20 protein-coding genes are annotated in these 19,555 nt (G+C 54.6%); 12 read left to right on the top strand and 8 right to left on the bottom strand.

Annotated features, from left to right (window positions below; genetic code table 11):
* Positions 1–322 precede the first annotated feature (322 nt).
* From Q1L34_RS28515 to Q1L34_RS26170, 11 genes are all read left to right on the top strand, one after another.
* On the top strand, positions 323–403 hold the full coding sequence (locus Q1L34_RS28515; protein WP_418325380.1) for a hypothetical protein: 81 nt from the start codon (positions 323–325) through the stop codon (positions 401–403).
* A 218-nt stretch (positions 404–621) separates the two neighbouring features.
* On the top strand, positions 622–762 hold the full coding sequence (gene rpmH / locus Q1L34_RS26215; protein WP_004871828.1) for a 50S ribosomal protein L34: 141 nt from the start codon (positions 622–624) through the stop codon (positions 760–762).
* Positions 763–777: 15 nt separating this feature from the next.
* On the top strand, positions 778–1,137 hold the full coding sequence (gene rnpA, locus Q1L34_RS26210; protein WP_049264554.1) for a ribonuclease P protein component: 360 nt from the start codon (positions 778–780) through the stop codon (positions 1,135–1,137).
* The gene (yidD, locus tag Q1L34_RS26205) at positions 1,101–1,358 is read left to right on the top strand and encodes a membrane protein insertion efficiency factor YidD (RefSeq protein ID WP_015585463.1); all 258 of its coding nucleotides are present in this window, start codon (positions 1,101–1,103) and stop codon (positions 1,356–1,358) included. The genes rnpA and yidD overlap by 37 nt, the downstream gene beginning before the upstream one ends.
* Before the next feature lie 2 nt (positions 1,359–1,360).
* The gene (gene yidC / locus Q1L34_RS26200; RefSeq protein ID WP_004869180.1) at positions 1,361–3,007 is read left to right on the top strand and encodes a membrane protein insertase YidC; all 1,647 of its coding nucleotides are present in this window, start codon (positions 1,361–1,363) and stop codon (positions 3,005–3,007) included.
* 83 nt (positions 3,008–3,090) lie between these two features.
* A complete protein-coding gene (mnmE, locus tag Q1L34_RS26195; RefSeq protein ID WP_327204326.1) occupies positions 3,091–4,455 on the top strand; it encodes a tRNA uridine-5-carboxymethylaminomethyl(34) synthesis GTPase MnmE in 1,365 nt (454 codons plus the stop codon).
* Positions 4,456–4,636: 181 nt separating this feature from the next.
* Entirely contained in the window at positions 4,637–5,041 is a 405-nt protein-coding gene (locus tag Q1L34_RS26190) for a GNAT family N-acetyltransferase (protein ID WP_004869184.1), read from the top strand.
* A 118-nt stretch (positions 5,042–5,159) separates the two neighbouring features.
* Complete coding sequence (locus Q1L34_RS26185; protein WP_327204325.1) at positions 5,160–6,344, top strand: MFS transporter; 1,185 nt, start codon at positions 5,160–5,162, stop codon at positions 6,342–6,344.
* Positions 6,313–7,272 carry an HTH-type transcriptional regulator YidZ gene (yidZ, locus tag Q1L34_RS26180; protein WP_327204324.1) on the top strand — a complete coding sequence of 320 codons (960 nt, stop codon included), beginning with the start codon at positions 6,313–6,315 and terminating at the stop codon, positions 7,270–7,272. Before Q1L34_RS26185 ends, yidZ begins: the two co-directional genes overlap by 32 nt.
* Before the next feature lie 308 nt (positions 7,273–7,580).
* Entirely contained in the window at positions 7,581–8,165 is a 585-nt protein-coding gene (locus Q1L34_RS26175; protein WP_463675789.1) for a 4'-phosphopantetheinyl transferase family protein, read from the top strand.
* Between the two features lie 37 nt (positions 8,166–8,202).
* Positions 8,203–8,769: an NADPH-dependent FMN reductase gene (locus Q1L34_RS26170; protein ID WP_004869193.1), complete on the top strand. Its 567-nt coding sequence runs from the start codon at positions 8,203–8,205 to the stop codon at positions 8,767–8,769.
* Positions 8,770–8,815: 46 nt separating this feature from the next.
* Here the strand turns inward: Q1L34_RS26170 and Q1L34_RS26165 are convergent, their stop codons facing one another.
* On the bottom strand, positions 8,816–10,153 hold the full coding sequence (locus Q1L34_RS26165; protein WP_004869195.1) for an NCS2 family permease: 1,338 nt from the start codon (positions 10,151–10,153) through the stop codon (positions 8,816–8,818).
* Positions 10,154–10,321: 168 nt separating this feature from the next.
* Here Q1L34_RS26165 and yieH point away from each other — a divergent pair, with 168 nt between their 5' ends.
* Positions 10,322–10,987 (top strand): 6-phosphogluconate phosphatase, encoded by a 666-nt coding sequence (gene yieH / locus Q1L34_RS26160; RefSeq protein ID WP_004869197.1) that lies wholly within the window; start codon positions 10,322–10,324, stop codon positions 10,985–10,987.
* Positions 10,988–11,084: 97 nt separating this feature from the next.
* On the opposite strand, the gene phoU is transcribed toward yieH, so the two are convergent.
* From phoU to glmU, 7 genes are all read right to left on the bottom strand, one after another.
* Positions 11,085–11,810 (bottom strand): phosphate signaling complex protein PhoU, encoded by a 726-nt coding sequence (gene phoU, locus Q1L34_RS26155; RefSeq protein ID WP_004869199.1) that lies wholly within the window; start codon positions 11,808–11,810, stop codon positions 11,085–11,087.
* A 51-nt stretch (positions 11,811–11,861) separates the two neighbouring features.
* A complete protein-coding gene (gene pstB / locus Q1L34_RS26150; protein WP_004869200.1) occupies positions 11,862–12,635 on the bottom strand; it encodes a phosphate ABC transporter ATP-binding protein PstB in 774 nt (257 codons plus the stop codon).
* A gap of 45 nt (positions 12,636–12,680) precedes the next feature.
* Positions 12,681–13,571 carry a phosphate ABC transporter permease PstA gene (gene pstA, locus Q1L34_RS26145; protein ID WP_004869202.1) on the bottom strand — a complete coding sequence of 297 codons (891 nt, stop codon included), beginning with the start codon at positions 13,569–13,571 and terminating at the stop codon, positions 12,681–12,683.
* On the bottom strand, positions 13,571–14,530 hold the full coding sequence (pstC, locus tag Q1L34_RS26140) for a phosphate ABC transporter permease PstC (RefSeq protein WP_004869204.1): 960 nt from the start codon (positions 14,528–14,530) through the stop codon (positions 13,571–13,573). Before pstC ends, pstA begins: the two co-directional genes overlap by 1 nt.
* A 134-nt stretch (positions 14,531–14,664) precedes the next feature.
* Positions 14,665–15,705, bottom strand: a complete 1,041-nt coding sequence (gene pstS, locus Q1L34_RS26135) for a phosphate ABC transporter substrate-binding protein PstS (protein WP_004869206.1) — start codon at positions 15,703–15,705, stop codon at positions 14,665–14,667.
* Between the two features lie 339 nt (positions 15,706–16,044).
* The gene (gene glmS / locus Q1L34_RS26130; protein ID WP_015585459.1) at positions 16,045–17,874 is read right to left on the bottom strand and encodes a glutamine--fructose-6-phosphate transaminase (isomerizing); all 1,830 of its coding nucleotides are present in this window, start codon (positions 17,872–17,874) and stop codon (positions 16,045–16,047) included.
* A 185-nt stretch (positions 17,875–18,059) separates the two neighbouring features.
* Complete coding sequence (gene glmU / locus Q1L34_RS26125) at positions 18,060–19,430, bottom strand: bifunctional UDP-N-acetylglucosamine diphosphorylase/glucosamine-1-phosphate N-acetyltransferase GlmU (RefSeq protein WP_004869214.1); 1,371 nt, start codon at positions 19,428–19,430, stop codon at positions 18,060–18,062.
* Positions 19,431–19,555 lie beyond the last annotated feature (125 nt).

Genomic DNA, 19,555 nt, shown 5'->3' with positions numbered 1-19,555 from the left:
GGCGGACTCCACTCGAACATAAAATCGATATAAAGAAAAAAAGAAACAATCGTGATTGTTGGCACACGTCGACAAGACCCTGCATTGGCCGAAAAGCCCCTGCACAAAAGGGGTGACGCGTGAACCGCTATCTGCGGTATTTATCCGATGCGGATCGGTGGATCGCGATCAGGACCGGGGATCATAGCCTAAACTGAGAAAGATATCTTGTGTTTCTCAACAGATTCTTCCCGATTTATCCACAGGAAGGATCGAAGCCGGGTAAGTGTAATCGATCCGGAGAGGAGTGAGGCACGATTTCGCCCACATATTGGAAAATTTAATGAGCTATGCTGGTTTAGGGCCTAAACGATCTAACAAAGATCCTTTGCGATCCTTGCGCTTTACCCGTCAGGCCGTATAATCCTCCACCCGGCGCGTAATGCCCGTTTTCCGTTGCCTGTCGCAGGTCATTTTTTGTGCGGCAAGGTGCGAGAAATAAGGAAAGAGAATTGACTCCGGAGTGTACAATTATTACAATCCGGCCTCTTTAATCACCATCGCTGCCGCGTAAGTCGTTCGAAGTTCGTTCGGGTATACGCAAAAGTCAGTGAAATTATTCAAGTTTAGGTAGAAACCGCCATGAAACGCACTTTTCAACCGTCTGTACTGAAGCGCAACCGTTCTCACGGCTTCCGTGCACGTATGGCTACTAAAAATGGTCGTCAGGTTCTGGCACGTCGTCGTGCTAAAAGCCGTGCTCGTCTGACCGTTTCCAAGTAATAAAGCTAACCCTGCGTGGTTAAGCTCGCATTTCCCAGGGAGTTACGTTTGTTAACTCCCAGTCATTTCACTTTCGTCTTCCAGCAGCCACAACGGGCTGGCACGCCGCAAATCACCATCCTCGGCCGCCTGAATTCGCTGGGGCATCCCCGCATCGGTCTTACCGTCGCCAAGAAAAACGTTAAACGCGCACATGAACGCAATCGGATTAAACGTCTGACGCGTGAAAGTTTTCGTTTGCGTCAACATGAACTCCCGCCAATGGATTTCGTGGTGGTGGCAAAGAAAGGGGTTGCTGACCTCGATAACCGTGCTCTCTCGGAAGCGTTGGAAAAATTATGGCGCCGCCATTGTCGCCTGGCTCCCGGGTCCTGATAGGCCTTATACGGGTCTATCAGCGCCTGATTAGTCCGCTACTCGGGCCGCATTGTCGTTTCACGCCAACCTGTTCAAGCTACGGAATTGAGGCATTGCGCAGGTTTGGAGTGATAAAAGGCAGTTGGTTGACAGTGAAACGCGTATTAAAATGCCACCCTTTACACCCTGGTGGTGACGATCCCGTCCCGCCTGGACCATTTGATACCAGAGAACACTAACGATGGATTCGCAACGCAATCTTCTTATCATCGCTTTGTTGTTCGTGTCTTTCATGATCTGGCAAGCCTGGGAGCAGGATAACAATCCTCAGGCTCAGCAACAGACCACGCAGACAACGACCACAGCAGCGGGTAGCGCCGCCGACCAGGGCGTACCGGCCAGTGGCCAGGGGAAACTGATTACGGTAAAAACCGATGTGCTTGAGCTGACCATCAACACCCGCGGTGGTGATGTGGAGCAAGCGCTGCTTCCGGCTTATCCGAAAGCACTGAAGTCGACTGAACCGTTCCAGTTACTGGAAACCACGCCACAGTTTATCTATCAGGCTCAAAGCGGCTTAACCGGTCGTGATGGCCCGGATAACCCGGCTAATGGAGCCCGCCCGCTGTATAACGTCGATAAAGATGCGTTTGTGCTGGCGGAAGGCCAGAACGAAATCGTCATTCCGCTGACGTATACCGATAAAGCAGGCAACGTCTTCACCAAAACCTTCACCCTGAAACGCGGTGATTATGCGGTGAACGTGGGTTATAACGTGCAGAACGTTGGCGAAAAACCGCTGGAGATTTCTACCTTCGGTCAGCTGAAACAGACTGCCAACCTGCCAACCGCCCGCGATACGCAAACCGGTGGCCTGTCTACGATGCACACCTTCCGTGGCGCCGCGTATTCAACGTCTGAATCGAAATACGAAAAATATAAATTCGATACCATCGTCGATAACGAAAACCTGAACGTCAGCACCAAAGACGGTTGGGTGGCGATGCTGCAGCAGTACTTCACCACCGCATGGGTTCCGCAAAACAGCGGTACCAACAACTTCTACACCGCCAACCTCGGCAACGGCGTTGTCGCCATCGGCTATAAATCGCAGCCGGTACTGGTGCAGCCGGGTCAAACCGACAAGCTGGAAAGCGTTCTGTGGGTCGGCCCGGCCATTCAGGACAAAATGGCAGCCGTCGCGCCGCACCTGGATCTGACCGTCGACTACGGTTGGCTGTGGTTCATCTCCCAACCGCTGTTTAAGCTGCTGAAATTCATCCACAGCTTCCTCGGCAACTGGGGCTTCTCGATCATCGTTATCACCTTTATCGTTCGTGGCATCATGTACCCGCTGACCAAAGCGCAGTACACCTCCATGGCGAAGATGCGCATGCTGCAGCCGAAGATTCAGGCAATGCGTGAGCGTCTGGGCGATGACAAACAGCGTCAAAGCCAGGAAATGATGGCCCTGTATAAAGCAGAAAAGGTCAACCCGCTGGGTGGCTGCTTCCCGCTGATTATTCAGATGCCAATCTTCCTTGCGCTGTACTACATGCTGAGCGCCTCGGTTGAACTGCGTCATGCGCCGTTTATCCTGTGGATCCACGACCTGTCAGCACAAGACCCGTACTACATCCTGCCGATCATCATGGGCGCGACGATGTTCTTCATTCAGAAGATGTCTCCGACCACCGTGACCGACCCGATGCAGCAGAAGATCATGACCTTTATGCCGGTCATCTTTACGGTGTTCTTCCTGTGGTTCCCGTCAGGTCTGGTGGTTTACTATATCGTCAGCAACCTGGTGACCATTATTCAGCAGCAGCTGATTTACCGTGGTCTCGAGAAGCGTGGTCTGCATAGCCGCGAGAAGAAAAAGAGCTGATACTCTGCTTAAACCGCAGTAGCATCAATGCCAGAGAAGGCGGTCAATAGACCGCCTTTTTTACATTTACATAGAGAGTCATCATGAGCCATAACGACACTATCGTCGCCCAGGCAACCCCACCGGGACGCGGTGGTGTGGGCATCCTGCGCATCTCCGGCCTCAAAGCACGCGACGTCGCGCAAGCGGTTCTCGGCAAGCTGCCAAAACCGCGCTACGCCGATTATCTGCCCTTTAAAGATACCGACGGCACGCCGCTGGATCAGGGTATTGCGCTATGGTTCCCCGGCCCAAACTCCTTTACCGGTGAAGATGTGCTGGAACTCCAGGGCCACGGCGGCCCGGTGATTCTGGATCTGCTCCTGAAACGAATCCTGACGCTGCCGGGCGTGCGTATAGCCAGGCCCGGGGAGTTCTCTGAACGCGCGTTTCTTAACGATAAGCTCGATCTCGCCCAGGCTGAAGCGATTGCTGACCTGATAGACGCCAGTTCCGAGCAGGCAGCACGCTCGGCGCTGAACTCGCTGCAGGGCGCCTTCTCTGCCCGGGTGAATCATCTGGTGGAAGCGCTGACCCATCTGCGTATCTATGTCGAAGCCGCTATTGACTTCCCGGATGAGGAAATCGATTTTCTTTCCGACGGTAAAATCGAAGCCCAGCTCAACGGCGTGATTGCCGATCTTGATGCCGTTCGCGCCGAGGCCCGCCAGGGCAGCCTGCTACGCGAAGGGATGAAAGTGGTGATCGCCGGCCGCCCGAACGCCGGGAAATCGAGCCTGCTGAACGCGCTGGCCGGGCGCGAAGCGGCGATCGTGACCGATATTGCCGGAACCACCCGCGATGTACTGCGCGAGCATATCCATATCGACGGCATGCCGCTGCATATCATCGATACCGCAGGACTCCGCGATGCCAATGATGAGGTTGAGCGCATTGGTATTGAACGTGCCTGGCAGGAAATCGAGCAGGCTGACCGGGTACTGTTCATGGTGGACGGTACGACCACCAGCGCCGTCGACCCGGCGGAAATCTGGCCAGACTTTATCGAGCGTTTACCGGCGAAACTGCCGATTACCGTGGTCCGAAACAAAGCTGACGTCACCGGCGAAACGTTGGGTATCAGTGAAGTGAATGGCCACTCACTGATTCGACTGTCGGCGCGAACCTGTGAGGGCGTAGATGTCCTGCGCAACCATCTCAAGCAGAGCATGGGCTTCGATACCAACATGGAAGGCGGTTTCCTCGCCCGTCGTCGTCACCTGCAGGCGCTGTCAGAAGCCGCCAGTCATCTCCAGCAGGGCAAAGCGCAGCTGCTTGGCGCCTGGGCCGGTGAACTACTGGCCGAAGAGCTACGGCTCTCGCAACAGGCGTTGAGCGAGATCACCGGCGAATTCACCTCTGATGACCTGCTGGGGCGCATTTTCTCCAGCTTCTGTATCGGTAAATAACGCATCATCAATATACCTTGGTGAGCATGAACTAACCTGCATCAACTTAATGTTTATGCAGGTTTTTTTATTTTCCTGACCGGAGGTTTTTCCTTTCATCTCACGATCTCACCGACGCAAGGTTGCTTCCTACAACGTGGCATCATTAAATGTCATGAGCCTCCCACAGCAGGATACCGCCATGACTTCTGATTACGCCGTTATCGAGACCGTCCCGTCGGCAGAGGATTTTTGCCGTTTACGACGGATCTCCGGCATGTCACCGCGCCCGCTGGAGGGCGTGATAGCCGGATTGCCGCGCAGCTGCTACGGCGTCCATATTCTCTGGCAGGGAATTCCGGTTGGCATGGGTCGCATCGTCGGTGATGGCGCCGTGAATTTCGAGATAGTCGATGTCGCGGTCGATCCGGCGCACCAGGGAAAAGGGCTGGGTAGACTGATTATGGAGAATATTGTCCGCTGGCTGGATGCCAATGCCTTTCAGGGCGCGTATGTTTCTCTGGTTGCCGATGTCCCCGAGCTGTATGCGAAGTTTGGTTTTACTTCCGTGCGCCCGGCCAGCGATGGCATGGCCAAAGTCTGGTAGTTCATCGCAGAACGCAGCGAGGGTTTTTCCTCTCAGGAAATCATTGTTGTCCAAATGGCAACTCGTACTGCCGCGCAATAGCCATTACTCTGTACGCCTCTATTCTCGCGGGGGTTCTATGGCACGCTTTCTTATCTGCAGTTTTGCGCTGGTTTTACTCTATCCATCCGGCATCGATATGTATCTGGTTGGTTTGCCGCGTATTGCGCAGGACCTCGGCGCCAGCGAAGCACAGCTGCATATTGCATTCTCGGTTTACCTTGCGGGCATGGCCGCCGCGATGCTGTTTGCCGGCAGAGCAGCCGATAAATCCGGACGTAAGCCGGTCGCCATTTTCGGTTCGACGACATTTATTTTGGCCTCGCTGCTCTGCGCGCACGCGCAGAGCAGCGATCTCTTCCTGGTCGGGCGTTTTATTCAGGGCATCGGGGCGGGGAGCTGCTACGTCGTCGCCTTTGCCGTCCTGCGCGATACGCTCGACGATCGTCGTCGCGCCAGGGTGCTGTCGCTGTTAAATGGCATCACCTGCATTATCCCGGTCCTGGCTCCCGTTTTGGGCCACCTGATTATGCTGAAATACCCGTGGCAGAGCCTGTTCTACACCATGACCGGCATGGGGGTGATGGTCGGCCTGCTCTCGGTCTTTATGCTGCGGGAAACGCGGCCGGCAGCCCCTTCACCGGCTCTTGCCGGGCAGAAAAATGCCACGGAATCACTGCTGAACCGCTTTTTCCTCAGCCGTATCGTCATTACTACCCTCAGCGTAACGGCGATCCTCACCTACGTTAACGTCTCCCCGGTATTGATGATGGAGGAGATGGGGTTCGATCGTGGACAATACTCGATGGCGATGGCCTTAATGGCGCTGGTCAGCATGACGGTGTCGTTCTCAACGCCCTTTGCGCTCACCCTGTTTAAACCGCGTACATTGATGCTGACGTCACAGGTGATGTTCTTTACGGCCGGGGCTTTGCTCTGCCTTGCCACCAGCCAGACGGTAACCATGCTGGGTCTGGCGCTCATTTGCGCAGGCTTCTCTGTGGGCTTTGGCGTTGCCATGAGCCAGGCCCTGGGGCCATTTACTCTGCGGGCTGGGGTTGCCAGTTCGGTACTGGGGATTGCTCAGGTTTGCGGCTCTTCACTGTGGATTTGGCTCGCTGCCATCATCGGGTTAAGTGCCATGAATATGCTGATCGGGATTCTCATTGCCTGTAGCATAGTGAGTATTGTTCTGATTCTGGCCGCTTCCTCTGTCCGGGCTGCGCAACATAATGAAGAAATCCCTGTCGAGTCTCGATCTTAATTTATTACTCTGTCTGCAGCTTCTGACCCAGGAGCTCAGCGTCACCCGCACGGCGAAGCGCATGAACGTTTCGACGTCGGCGGTGAGTAAATCATTAGCTAAACTGCGCGCCTGGTTTGACGATCCGCTATTCGTCAAAACGCCGCTCGGTCTGTCGCCGACGCCATTGATGACCAGCATGGAGCAGGATCTGGCGGACTGGATGCAGATGGGCAATCAGATCCTCGATAAACCCCACCACATCATGCCGAGCGGTCTGAAGTTCGAACTGGCGGCGGAAACGCCGCTGCTGATGATTCTGTTTAATTCGCTGTCGCAGCAAATCTACCAGCGCTATCCCCAGGCGCTGATTCGCCTGCGCAACTGGGACTATGACTCGCTGGATGCGATCATTCGCGGTGAAGTCGATATCGGCTTTTGCGGACGTGAAACACATCCGCGTTCACGGGAGCAACTCAGCCAGCTGCCGTGGTATATCGATTTTGAAGTCCTGTTTACCGACCTGCCTCAGGTCTGGCTGCGCGCGGATCACCCGGCGCTCAACGAAGAGTGGAATCTGGAGACCTTTTTACGCTATCCGCATATCAATATCAGCTGGGAACAGAGTGATACCTGGGCGCTGGATGATGTTCTCCACGAGCTGGGGCATAAACGCACCGTTGCGTTAACCCTGCCGGGGTTTGAACAATCGCTGTTTATGGCCGCCCAGCCGAATCACACGATGCTGGCCACCGCGCCGCGTTATTGCCATCACTATAACCGGCAGCACCACCTGCCGCTGGTGTCGCGGCCGCTTCCGCTGGAGCCGCTATTGCTGGAAAAAACGCGGGTGCCCTTTACCCTGCTATGGCACAAACGCAACAGCGACAACCCGAAGATAGTCTGGCTCAGAGAAACGTTTAAGCGACTCTATGCGGACCCCCTCTGACGTGTTTTCTCCTGCCATCCCCGCCTGACTGCGCAAGAAATTGTAAAAATCGCGCAAATCCCTTTTCAAGGGGGGATTTCCGCATTAAAACCTATCAATACCAGGTGATAATAGACCCCCAACTTTTTCTCTGACCATTAATCACGGAGCGACGAATGGCAACGCATTTTGCAAGAGGGATACTCAGCACCAGGGAGCCGCTATCGACACGACTGTCCGCGGCCTGTCATCAATCCGCGCAGCGCCTGCCAGAATACCGACAGACCCGCTATCGCGCATCACGTTCGCTGCTCGCCGAACTGTTGTTTATGCTGTATGGCATTAGCGAGCTCCCCGAAATCATCAGCGAAGAGAACGGCAGACCCGTTTTTCGCGATCCCCACCTGCCGCGATTTTCCATTTCCTATGCCGGAAACATTGTCGGCGTGAGCCTGACGACGGAAGGCGATTGTGGGCTGGATATGGAGCTTCAGCACGCCTCGCGCGGCGTCCACCCGCTGCACGACGCCAACCGCTACGTGTTCAACAGCAATGAGAATTTATGGATTAACATCCAGCATGACCCTGACGAAGCGCGCGCCCAGCTGGTGGCGCTGCGCAGGAGCGTGCTGAAGTTGACCGGTGAAGCGCCCGTCCGTCTGCAGCTGCTACCCGGCGCGGGGCGACTACGGACCACCAACATGCAACCTGTTGAAGCCCTGTGCGATGCGGAACCGATACTGGTCTGGTCGATTGCCGCCACGCCGGCCATCGGCCAGCTTAAAGTCTGGGAATACAATTGTCAGGAAGGCTGGCGTAGCCTGCCGGACGCACAGATGCGAGCGAAGGAGCCCTCTGCCCGTCTGATGCGCTTTACCAGCCTGCCCACAGAAAAAGCACTCTCCCTCAACTGACCGGTCTGTCCGGCTATCATGATGCAAAGGAGCAATCATGTCTGATACGTTGAAAGTTGTTACGCTACTCGGAAGTCTGCGCAAGGGGTCTTTTAATGGCATGGTTGCGCGCACCCTGCCTGGCATTGCGCCGGCGGGCATGGAGATCTCCGCATTGCCATCGATTGGCGACATTCCGTTATATGACGCGGATATCCAGCAGGAAGACGGGTTTCCGCAAAGCGTGCAGGATATTGCACAACAGATTCGCGAAGCCGACGGCGTTGTTATCGTTACACCTGAATATAACTATTCCGTTCCCGGCGGCCTGAAAAACGCGATTGACTGGCTGTCGCGCCTGCCTGAACAACCGCTGTCCGGGAAACCGGTCCTGATTCAAACCAGCTCCATGGGCGCAATTGGCGGCGCACGCTGCCAGTATCACCTGCGTCAAATTCTGGTGTTCCTCGATGCGATGGTGATGAACAAGCCTGAGTTTATGGGCGGCGTGATTCAGAACAAGGTCGATCCGCAGTCGGGAGAGGTGGTCGATCAGAGCACGCTCGACCATCTGAGTGGACAGCTGAGCGCCTTTGCCGAGTATATTCAGCGAGTGAAAGCGTAAAAAAAAGCCCGGCAGCGCTGCCGGGCTTTCTTATTATGCTCGACGCTTAGTGCGCGTCGATAAACACGATTTTCAGCACGAACAGCAGCGAGACGATAATCACGCACGGGCTGAGATCGCGCAGACGACCGGTACCAATCTTCATCACGCAGTAAGAGATAAAGCCTAACGCAATCCCTTCGGTAATTGAGAAGCTGAACGGCATCATCACGGCGGTCACAAAGGCCGGCACCGCTTCCGTCAGGTCGTCCCACTTCACGCGCGACAGGCTGGATGTCATCAGTACGCCCACATAGATCAGCGCACCTGCTGCGGCATACGCCGGCACCATGCCCGCCAGCGGCGACAGGAAGATAACCAGCAGGAACAGAATCCCCACGACCACCGCCGTCAGACCGGTACGCCCGCCCACGGAAACACCGGAGGAGGATTCGATATAGGCGGTCACAGAAGAGGTGCCGATAAAGGAACCGGCCACCGATGAGATACTGTCGACAAACAGCGCCTGTTTCATCCGCGGGAATTTGCCTTTTTCATCGGCCAGACCGGCTTTATCAGTCACGCCGATCAAGGTTCCGGAGGAGTCGAACAGGTTCACCAGCATAAAGGAGAAGATGATACCCGCCAGACCGAGATTAAATGAGCCAGCCAAATCAACATGGCCAATCACCGACGTAATGCTCGGTGGAGCGGAAACAATACCGGTGTAGTGGACATCACCCAGAATCCAGCCCAGCAGCGTCGTGACGATGATGGAGACCAGCACCGCAGCATGAATGTTACGGGAGGCGAGAATAGCGATAATAAAGAAGCCGAGAATCCCCAGCAGCACGCTGTGGGAGGTCAGGTTACCGATGCTCACCAGCGTGTCTTTGTTTGCGACAATCACGCCGGCATTTTTCAGCCCCATCATGCCGATAAACAACCCGATACCGCTGGTGATCCCCACCCGCAGGCTGACGGGAATATTGGCAATCATCCAGTAACGTACGCGGAAAATAGTCAGCAGCAGCAGACCAACGGCGCCCCAGAAGATAGCGCCCATCCCCACCTGCCACGGCAGCCCCATCGCCTGGACGACGACAAAGGCGAAGAAGGCATTCAGCCCCATTGCCGGCGCCAGCGCAACCGGCAGGTTAGCAAACAACCCCATCAAAATACTACCGAAGGCGGCGATCAGACAGGTCGTCACAAAGACAGCGCTGGTATCCATACCCGCTACGCCAAGAATTTGTGGGTTAACGAAAACAATGTAGACCATTGTCAAAAAGGTGGTGAAACCTGCTATCGCTTCGGTACGTGCCGTCGTGCCGTGTTCACGTAGTTTGAATACGCGCTCCAGCAGACCCTGGCCAGAAGACTGGCTGGTTTGTTGTTGACTCATTATCGGTTTCCGAACAAAAGGAGGGAAAATTCGTCGCTATCCTATACCAAAATGCGACACCGGGGGCAGTTGTATGGTAATTTTTTTCATTGAATTTGCTTATACGGCAACGATTGCGTCTTGTGAATAGGCAGGACGAAAACGTTAACTTGTTAAAATGGAAACGGCATGTCCCAAATAGAAGCCCTGTTTTTCGACTGCGACGGCACGCTGGTCGACAGCGAAGTGATCTGTTCCCGCGCCTATGTTCACATGTTCAAAGCGTTCGGCATTACGCTGGATTTAGACGAGATTTTTAAGCGTTTCAAAGGCGTAAAGCTCTACGAAATCATTGATACCATCAACCAGGAGCACGGCGTTAATCTACAAAAACCAGAGCTCGAACCTCTCTACCGTGCCGAAGTCGCACGCCTGTTTGATTCTGAACTGGAAGCGATTGCCGGAGCGGAAACGCTGCTGGATACGATCAGCGTGCCGATGTGCGTGGTCTCTAACGGCCCGGTCAGTAAAATGCAGCACTCGCTGGGAAGAACCGGCATGTTGCGCCATTTTCCCGACCGCCTGTACAGCGGTTACGATATTCAGCGCTGGAAACCCGATCCGGCACTGATGTTCCATGCAGCAAAGGCGATGAACGTTAACGTCGAAAACTGCATTCTGGTGGATGATTCCAGTGCAGGCGCTCAGTCCGGGATTGAGGCAGGAATGGAAGTGTTTTACTTCTGCGCCGATCCGCACAACAAACCGATAGTTCATCCAAAAGTGACGACCTTTACTGATTTGGCACAGCTGCCTGCGCTGTGGAAAGCCCGTGGATGGCATATTACGCGTTAATGAAAAAAGCCGGATAGCGCGAGCGCGTATCCGGCCTCCAGGATCCGGGGTTTTGTCGACCCGGTAAGCGTAGCGCCTGCGGGTATTTTACGGCGGATCACTCTTTCGGATCTTTACCCGCCAGCAGCTTATCCAGCTCGTCGCCGCCAACGTGGCGGAAATCCTGACCTTTAACGAAGTAGAAAATATATTCGCAAATATTCTGGCAGCGGTCGCCGATACGCTCGATTGAACGGGCGCAGAACAGCGCGGTCAGCACGCTTGGAATCGTACGTGAATCTTCCATCATATAGGTCATCAGCTGACGCACGATGCCCTCATATTCCTGATCCACCTTCTTATCTTCGCGATAGATACGCACCGCTTCGTCAAGATCCATGCGAGCAAAGGCATCCAGCACGTCATGCAGCATCTGCACGGTATGACGCCCCAGTGATTCCAGGCTCACCAGCAGCGGCTGGTGCTGCTGGGAGAACTTCTCCAGCGCGGTGCGGCAAATTTTATCCGCCACATCACCGATACGTTCCAGCTCGGCGATAGTCTTGATAATCGCCATGACTAAACGCAGATCGCTGGCGGTTGGCTGACGCTTGGCGATGATGCGCACGCAGGCTTCATCAATGGCCACTTCCATCATGTTGACCTGCTTATCGCCGTCAATCACGCGTTTTGCCAGATCGCTGTCCTGATTGTGCATCGCGGTGATCGCATCAGACAGCTGCTGTTCCACCAGCCCACCCATGGTCAACACCTGAGTGCGGATATACTCCAGTTCTGCATTGAACTGGCCAGAAATATGTTTGTTAAGATTTAGGTTGTCCATGGTGTCTCCTGAATGCCCAACGGGTTAGATCCTGTGAAAGCAGAAGGGCAATCAACCGTAGCGGCCAGTAATATAATCTTCAGTTTGTTTCTTCGCGGGCTTCGTAAACAGATCGTCCGTGTTACTGAATTCAATCAGCTCGCCAAGATACATAAATGCCGTATGGTCTGAACAACGCGCAGCCTGCTGCATGTTGTGGGTAACAATAACGACGGTGTAGTCCTGTTTCAGTTCGGTGATCAGCTCTTCAATGCGCCCGGTGGAGATCGGGTCCAGCGCTGAACACGGTTCATCCAGTAACAGCACTTCCGGACGAATCGCGATACCGCGCGCGATGCACAGACGCTGCTGCTGACCGCCGGAGAGAGAATATCCGCTCTGATGCAGTTTATCTTTGGTTTCGTTCCATAATGCGGCTTTGGTCAAGGCCCACTGCACGCGCTCATCCATATCGGCACGCGACAGCTTTTCAAACAGGCGAACGCCAAAGGCAATATTGTCATAAATCGACATCGGGAACGGCGTCGGCTTCTGGAAAACCATGCCGACTTTGGCACGCAGCAGAGCGATATCCTGAGTATTGGTCAGAATATTATCGCCATCCAGCAGGATTTCGCCTTCCGCGCGCTGCTCCGGGTAGAGCTCGAACATTTTGTTGAACGTCCGCAGCAGGGTCGATTTACCGCAGCCTGACGGGCCGATAAACGCCGTAACCTGGTTTTTGGTGATATCCAGGTTGATATTTTTCAGGGCATGGAATTTTCCGTAGTAGAAGTTCAGGTTACGAACTGAAAGTTTACCCGGGGTCGCATTCGCCATACTCATCAATCTCTTCCTCATTCGGCGCCGCATTTCGCCGCGCCGCAAAAATTAACCGTGTTTATTCTTCGCGAAAACCACGCGCGCCAGAATGTTCAGCAGCAATACGCACAGGGTGATAAGCAGTACCCCGGCCCATGCCAGTTGCTGCCACTCCGCGAACGGACTCATGGCAAATTTGAAAATAGTCACCGGCAGGTTGGCAATCGGCTGCATCATATCGGTGCTCCAGAACTGGTTGGAGAGCGCGGTGAACAGCAGCGGCGCCGTTTCCCCGGCGATACGCGCGATAGCCAGCAGGATCCCCGTCATGATGCCGGACACCGAGGCCTTCAGCGTGATCGCAGAAATCATTTTCCACTTCGGCGTGCCCAGCGCATAGGCCGCCTCACGCAGGCTGTCCGGCACCAGTTTCAGCATATTCTCGGTAGTACGAATCACGATAGGCACCTGCAGCAACGCCAGGGCGATAACCCCAGCCCAGCCGGAAAAGTGCTGCATCTGTGCAACCACGATGGTATAGACGAACAGACCCACGACGATGGATGGCGCGGAAAGCAGGATATCGTTAATAAACCGAATCACTTCCGCCAGCGCGGACTTACGCCCGTATTCCGCCAGATAGATACCCGCCATAATGCCCAGCGGCGTACCGAAAACCGTCGACCACAGGATCAGCAGGCCGCTGCCCGCCAGGGCATTCGCCAGACCACCGCCCGCGGTGTTCGGCGGCGGCGTCATTTCGGTAAACAGCGCCAGACTCATGCCATCGATACCGCGGGTAACGGTGGACATCAGGATCCAGATAAGCCAGAACAACCCGAAGACCATGGTTCCCATTGACAGGGTCAGGGCGATACGGTTTTTCAGCCGGCGTTTAGCCTGCATCTTACGACGGGATTCAGCCAGCTCGGTGCTGGTTTGCAATTCAATCGTGGCCATTAGCGCGCCCCCTCACTCTTCGCCAGACGCATCACCATAAACTTCGATGCGGCCAGAACAATAAAGGTAATCACAAACAGAATCAGCCCCAGCTCCATCAGCGCCGCCACGTGCAGCCCGGTTTCCGCTTCGGCAAACTCATTCGCCAGAGCGGAAGTAATACTGTTCCCCGGCATATACAGTGAAACGCTATCCAGCTGGTAAGTGTTGCCGATAATGAAGGTCACCGCCATGGTTTCCCCCAGCGCGCGCCCCAGACCGAGCATCACGCCGCCGATAACCCCGTTCTTGGTAAAGGGCAGGACGATACGCCAGATGACCTCCCAGGTCGTACAGCCGATACCGTAGGCCGACTCTTTCATCATCACCGGCGTTTGTTCAAACACATCGCGCATGACGGCGGCGATGTACGGAATAATCATGATGGCCAGAATGACGCCCGCCGCCAGAATACCGATACCAAATGCCGGACCGGCAAACAGCGCTCCCACAAACGGGATCGTCGACAGGACGTTGCCTACCGGTTCCTGGAAGTAGGTGGCAAACAGCGGAGCAAAGATAAACAGGCCCCACATGCCGTAAACGATACTCGGGATGGCCGCCAGCAGTTCAATGGCGATGCCAAGAGGACGTTTCAGCCAGGCAGGAGAGAGCTCCGTCAGGAACAGTGCGATACCAAAGCTCACCGGAACGGCGATCAGCAGCGCTATAAATGAGGTCACCAGCGTCCCGTATATCGGCACCAGCGCACCGAAAATTTCGTTGGGCGCATCCCACTCTTTGGTCCACAAAAAGGAAAAACCAAACTTCTGAATGCTTGGCCATGAAGAGATGATGAGGGAAACGATGATGCCGCCCAGCATCAATAGCACAATCAGCGCCGCCAGTTTGACCAGCACGCCGAAAATTATGTCACCCTTTTTCCCCGGAGGGTTAAATGCCGGCTTGGTTGCAGCCATAGATTACTCTTTCTGTTTGGGCCTGGAAGCGCGCATTTTACCGTGCCTCCAGGCTAACGTAATGCTATACCCTAAATAATTCGAGTTGCAGCAAGCGCAGCCAACGCAGCTGCGGCTCGAAGTATGACGGGTATTTAGTACAGCGCTTTACCGCTGCTGTCTTTCACGTTGGTTTTCCATGCAGCACGAACCTGCTCAACCACGCTTTCCGGCAGCGTTGCGTAATCCAGCGCGTTGGCTTCTTTACTGCCATTTTTGTACGCCCAATCGAAGAACTTCAGCACTTCAGCAGTCTGTTCTGGCTTGTTCGTAGCTTTGTGTACCAGGATAAAGGTGGTTGAGGTGATCGGCCATGCATTCTCACCTTTCTGGTTAGTCAGATCCTGTGCGAAGGATTTGCTCCAGTCGATACCTTTAGCCGCGTTAGCGAAGTTATCTTCCGTCGGGCTGACCGGCTTGCCATCTGCGGAAAGCAGTTTGGTGTAAGCCAGGTTGTTCTGCTTCGCATAGGCGTATTCTACGTAGCCAATGGAGCCCGGCAGACGTTGAACGAACGCGGCGATGCCGTCGTTACCTTTACCGCCCAGACCAGTCGGCCAGTTAACGGTAGAACCCGCGCCAATCTTAGATTTCCACTCTTCGTTCACTTTCGCCAGGTAGCTGGTGAACACGAAGGAAGTGCCGGAACCATCGGCGCGACGAACCACGGCGATATTCTGAGACGGCAGCTTCATACCCGGGTTGAGTTTAGCGATCGCTTCGTCATCCCACTTTTTAATTTTGCCCAGGTAGATATCACCCAGAGTTTTACCGTCCAGAACCAGCTCACCCGACTTCACGCCAGGCAGGTTGATTGCCAGAACCACACCGCCGATAACGGTCGGGAACTGGAACAGGCCTTCCTGAGCCAGTTTGTCATCGGCCAGAGGAGCATCAGAAGCACCGAAATCAACGGTGTTAGCAATAATTTGTTTGACACCACCGGAAGAGCCAATGCCCTGGTAGTTCACTTTATTGCCGGTTTCTTTCTGATAGGTATCAGCCCATTTGGCATACACCGGTGCAGGGAAAGTTGCGCCCGCGCCAGTCAGGCTTGCAGCTGCAAATGCAGAGAAAGCGCTCATCGATAAGGTCGCGGCGACAACTGTTGCGACGGTGGTACGCATAACGTTCATAATGTCTCCTGCTGGATTCGTAAATCGTTGTTTCGAGGCTATGGTGAGCAAAATAGGACAAAGAGGTGACAGTAAAATGTACGAATTATTACAGTTTCATGACACCCAAAAAGATAGCGGACTGGCGAAAATAAAAACAATATAAATCATAATGTTAATTATTTAAGTGACCGTAAGATTGCAGAAAAATTTTCTTTTTATGACACTTAAAATCGTAGTCGAAGATGACGGTTTGTCATAAACCCGCGCAGCAGCATTTTTCAGCAGAGCGCTGAAAAACGATCGCGGGAAATAAAAAAGGGCCGCCGGATGGCAGCCCTTTGTCTGATGCGTGTTGGCTTATTCTACGGTGACCGATTTTGCCAGGTTACGCGGCTGGTCAACGTCAGTGCCTTTAATCAGCGCAACGTGATAGGCCAGCAGCTGCAGTGGCACGGTGTAGAAGATCGGCGCAATGACCTCTTCAACATGCGGCATTTCAATAATGTGCATATTGTCGCTGCTGCTAAAACCCGCCTCGCCATCGGCGAAGACATACAGCTGGCCGCCACGCGCGCGAACTTCTTCAATGTTGGATTTCAGCTTCTCCAGCAATTCGTTATTCGGCGCCACGACGATCACCGGCATTTCGGCGTCAATCAGGGCCAGAGGGCCGTGCTTCAGCTCACCGGCCGCGTAGGCTTCCGCGTGGATATAAGAGATCTCTTTGAGCTTCAGCGCCCCTTCCAGCGCGATCGGATACTGATCGCCACGGCCAAGGAACAGCGCATGGTGCTTATCGGAAAAGTTCTCGGCCAGCGCCTCAATACGCTTATCCTGCGACAGCATCTGCTCAATACGGTTCGGCAACGCCTGCAGCCCATGAACGATATCATGCTCAACGGCGGCATCCAGACCTTTAAGGCGCGCCAGTTTTGCCACCAGCAGCAGCAATACGGTCAGCTGAGTGGTAAAGGCTTTGGTCGAGGCCACGCCGATCTCAGTGCCCGCTTTGGTCATCAGCGATAAATCGGACTCGCGGACCAGAGAAGAACTCGCCACGTTACAAATAGCCAGCGATCCGAGGTAGCCCAGCTCTTTTGACAGACGCAGCGCGGCCAGCGTATCCGCGGTCTCACCGGACTGGGAAAGCGTGATCATCAGACTGTTGCGACGCACCGCCGATTTGCGATAGCGGAATTCAGAGGCGATTTCAACATCGCACGGCACGCCCGCCAGCGCTTCAAACCAGTAGCGAGAAACCATGCCGGAGTTATACGAAGTGCCACAGGCTACGATCTGGATATGTTCAACCTGAGACAGCATTTCGTTAGCATGCGTGCCCAGCTCGCTGAGATCCACTTCGCCATGGCTGATGCGCCCGGAGAGGGTGTTTTTGATCGCATTCGGCTGTTCGTAAATCTCTTTTTGCATGTAGTGGCGGTAAGTGCCTTTGTCGCCTGCGTCGTACTGCAGATTAGATTCGATCTCCTGACGTTTCACCTGCGCGCCTTTGGTATCAAATACGGTCACATTGCGGCGAGTCACTTCCGCGATATCGCCTTCTTCCAGGAAGATAAAGCGACGGGTAACCGGCAGCAGAGCCAGCTGATCGGAGGCAATAAAGTTTTCCCCCATACCCAGACCGATAACCATCGGGCTACCGGAACGCGCTGCCAGCAGCGTGGACGGATCGCGGGAATCCATGATCACCGTACCGTAGGCACCGCGAAGCTGAGGAATGGCTCGCAGTACCGCTTCACGCAGCGTGCCGCCCTGCTCCAGCTCCCAGTGCACCAGGTGAGCAATCACTTCGGTGTCAGTTTCAGAGACGAAGGTGTAACCGCGCGCTTTCAGCTCTTCGCGCAGCGGCTCGTGGTTTTCGATGATGCCGTTATGGACCACCACAATGTGTTCAGAAACATGCGGATGCGCGTTACCTTCAGACGGCTCACCGTGCGTTGCCCAGCGGGTATGGGCAATCCCCGTACCACCGTGTAACGGGTGTTCTTCTACCGCCTGAGCCAGCATCTGGACTTTACCGAGACGACGAACGCGGGACATATGCCCTGCGTTATCAACCACTGCCAGACCGGCAGAGTCATATCCACGGTATTCCAGACGACGTAGACCTTCGAGAAGGATTTCAGCAATATCACGCTGCGCGACTGCGCCAACAATTCCACACATAGTTAAATTTCCTGATAATGGCGTTATGCCATGCGTTGTCGCTGACCTGTATTTGCCCGCGTTACGGGCGCCCCGAGCCTTGTAGAGAGTGGGGTTATTTTTATGGTACTGCCTGCGGACGGGGACCTATATTGATCCTCTCATCCTGGTTCGCCGGGCGGTTTCCCCCGGCGATAAGCCAAAAATTACTTCTTCTTCACCGGACGCTGCCAGCCCTGTTTATGGACCTGCGGCACACGGCTTAAAACCAGTTCGTTGTCGGCGATATCGCGCGTGACCGTCGTACCGGCGGCAATCGTGACGCCTTTACCCACGGTCACCGGCGCCACCAGCTGAGTGTCGGAACCGACAAACACATCATCGCCGATAATGGTTTTGAATTTATTTGCGCCATCGTAGTTACAGGTAATGGTACCGGCGCCGATGTTCACGTTGTCGCCGATTTCCGCGTCGCCGAGGTAGGAGAGATGCCCTGCCTTCGAACCTTTACCCAGTCGCGCTTTTTTCATTTCTACGAAGTTGCCGACATGCGCACCTTCCAGCAGTTCGGCGCCTGGCCGCAGACGTGCGAACGGCCCGATGGTGCAGGCGGCCTGCAGATGAGCATCTTCCACCACCGAGTACGGGCTGATCTCACAATCATCGCCAATGGTGCTGTTCTTGATCACGCAGCCGGCGCCGATCTTCACGCGCTCACCCAGAACCACGTTGCCTTCGAGGATAACGTTAGTATCAATCTCCACATCACGCCCATGTTTCAGGGTACCACGGAGATCAAAACGCGCAGGATCGCGCAGCATCACGCCCGCCAGCAGCAGTTTTTCCGCCTGCTCGGCTTGATAAACGCGCTCCAGACGCGACAGCTGCAGGCGGTTGTTTACCCCTTCAACTTCGCTTAAGCGCTGCGGATGAACGGCAACGATTTCACGCCCTTCCTGATACGCCATGGCGATAATATCGGTGATGTAGTATTCGCCCTGCACATTGTTGTTCGTCAGCTTCGCCAGCCAGCGTTTTAAATCCGCCCCACCAGCGATCAAAATACCGGTGTTAATTTCCTGAATCTGACGCTGCGCATCGCTGGCATCTTTATGCTCCACGATGCCGGTTACCTGACCGTTTTCACGCGTAATGCGACCATATCCGCTCGGATCGTCCAGCTTTACCGTCAGCAGGCCAATGCCGCCCTGCGGCTTTGCCGCGCGCAGGCGTTGTAGCGTATCAACGGAAATCAGCGGAACATCGCCGTACAGCATCATGATGTCTTCATCATCATGGAAGAACGGCGCCGCCTGTTGCATAGCATGGCCGGTACCGAGCTGTTCAGCTTGTAAGACCCAGTTAAGATTATCTTCATGCAGCGTCTGGCGCAGCAAATCGCCACCGTGCCCGTACACCAGATGTACGGCCGAAGCACCGAGATCTTTAGTCGCATCAATAACATGTTGCACCATTGGCTTCCCGGCCAGGGAGTGCAGCACCTTAGGAAGATCGGAATACATGCGGGTTCCTTTGCCTGCGGCAAGGATAACCACGCTCATCGCACTGTTTGACATACGCATCCTGACAACAATTAGAACGAAAAGTAAAAGCCTTTCACGTTGAAATATCTACATATTTTTCATCATGAAACGAGACGAGGATAAAACGCTCAGGCTCAACGATATACACCATTTTATGG

The sequence above is a fragment of the Klebsiella ornithinolytica genome, assembly GCF_030505655.1.
Classification (GTDB): domain Bacteria; phylum Pseudomonadota; class Gammaproteobacteria; order Enterobacterales; family Enterobacteriaceae; genus Klebsiella; species Klebsiella ornithinolytica.
The sequence above is the reverse complement of the archived record's forward strand: the minus strand, read 5'-3'. Positions and strand labels throughout refer to the sequence as shown.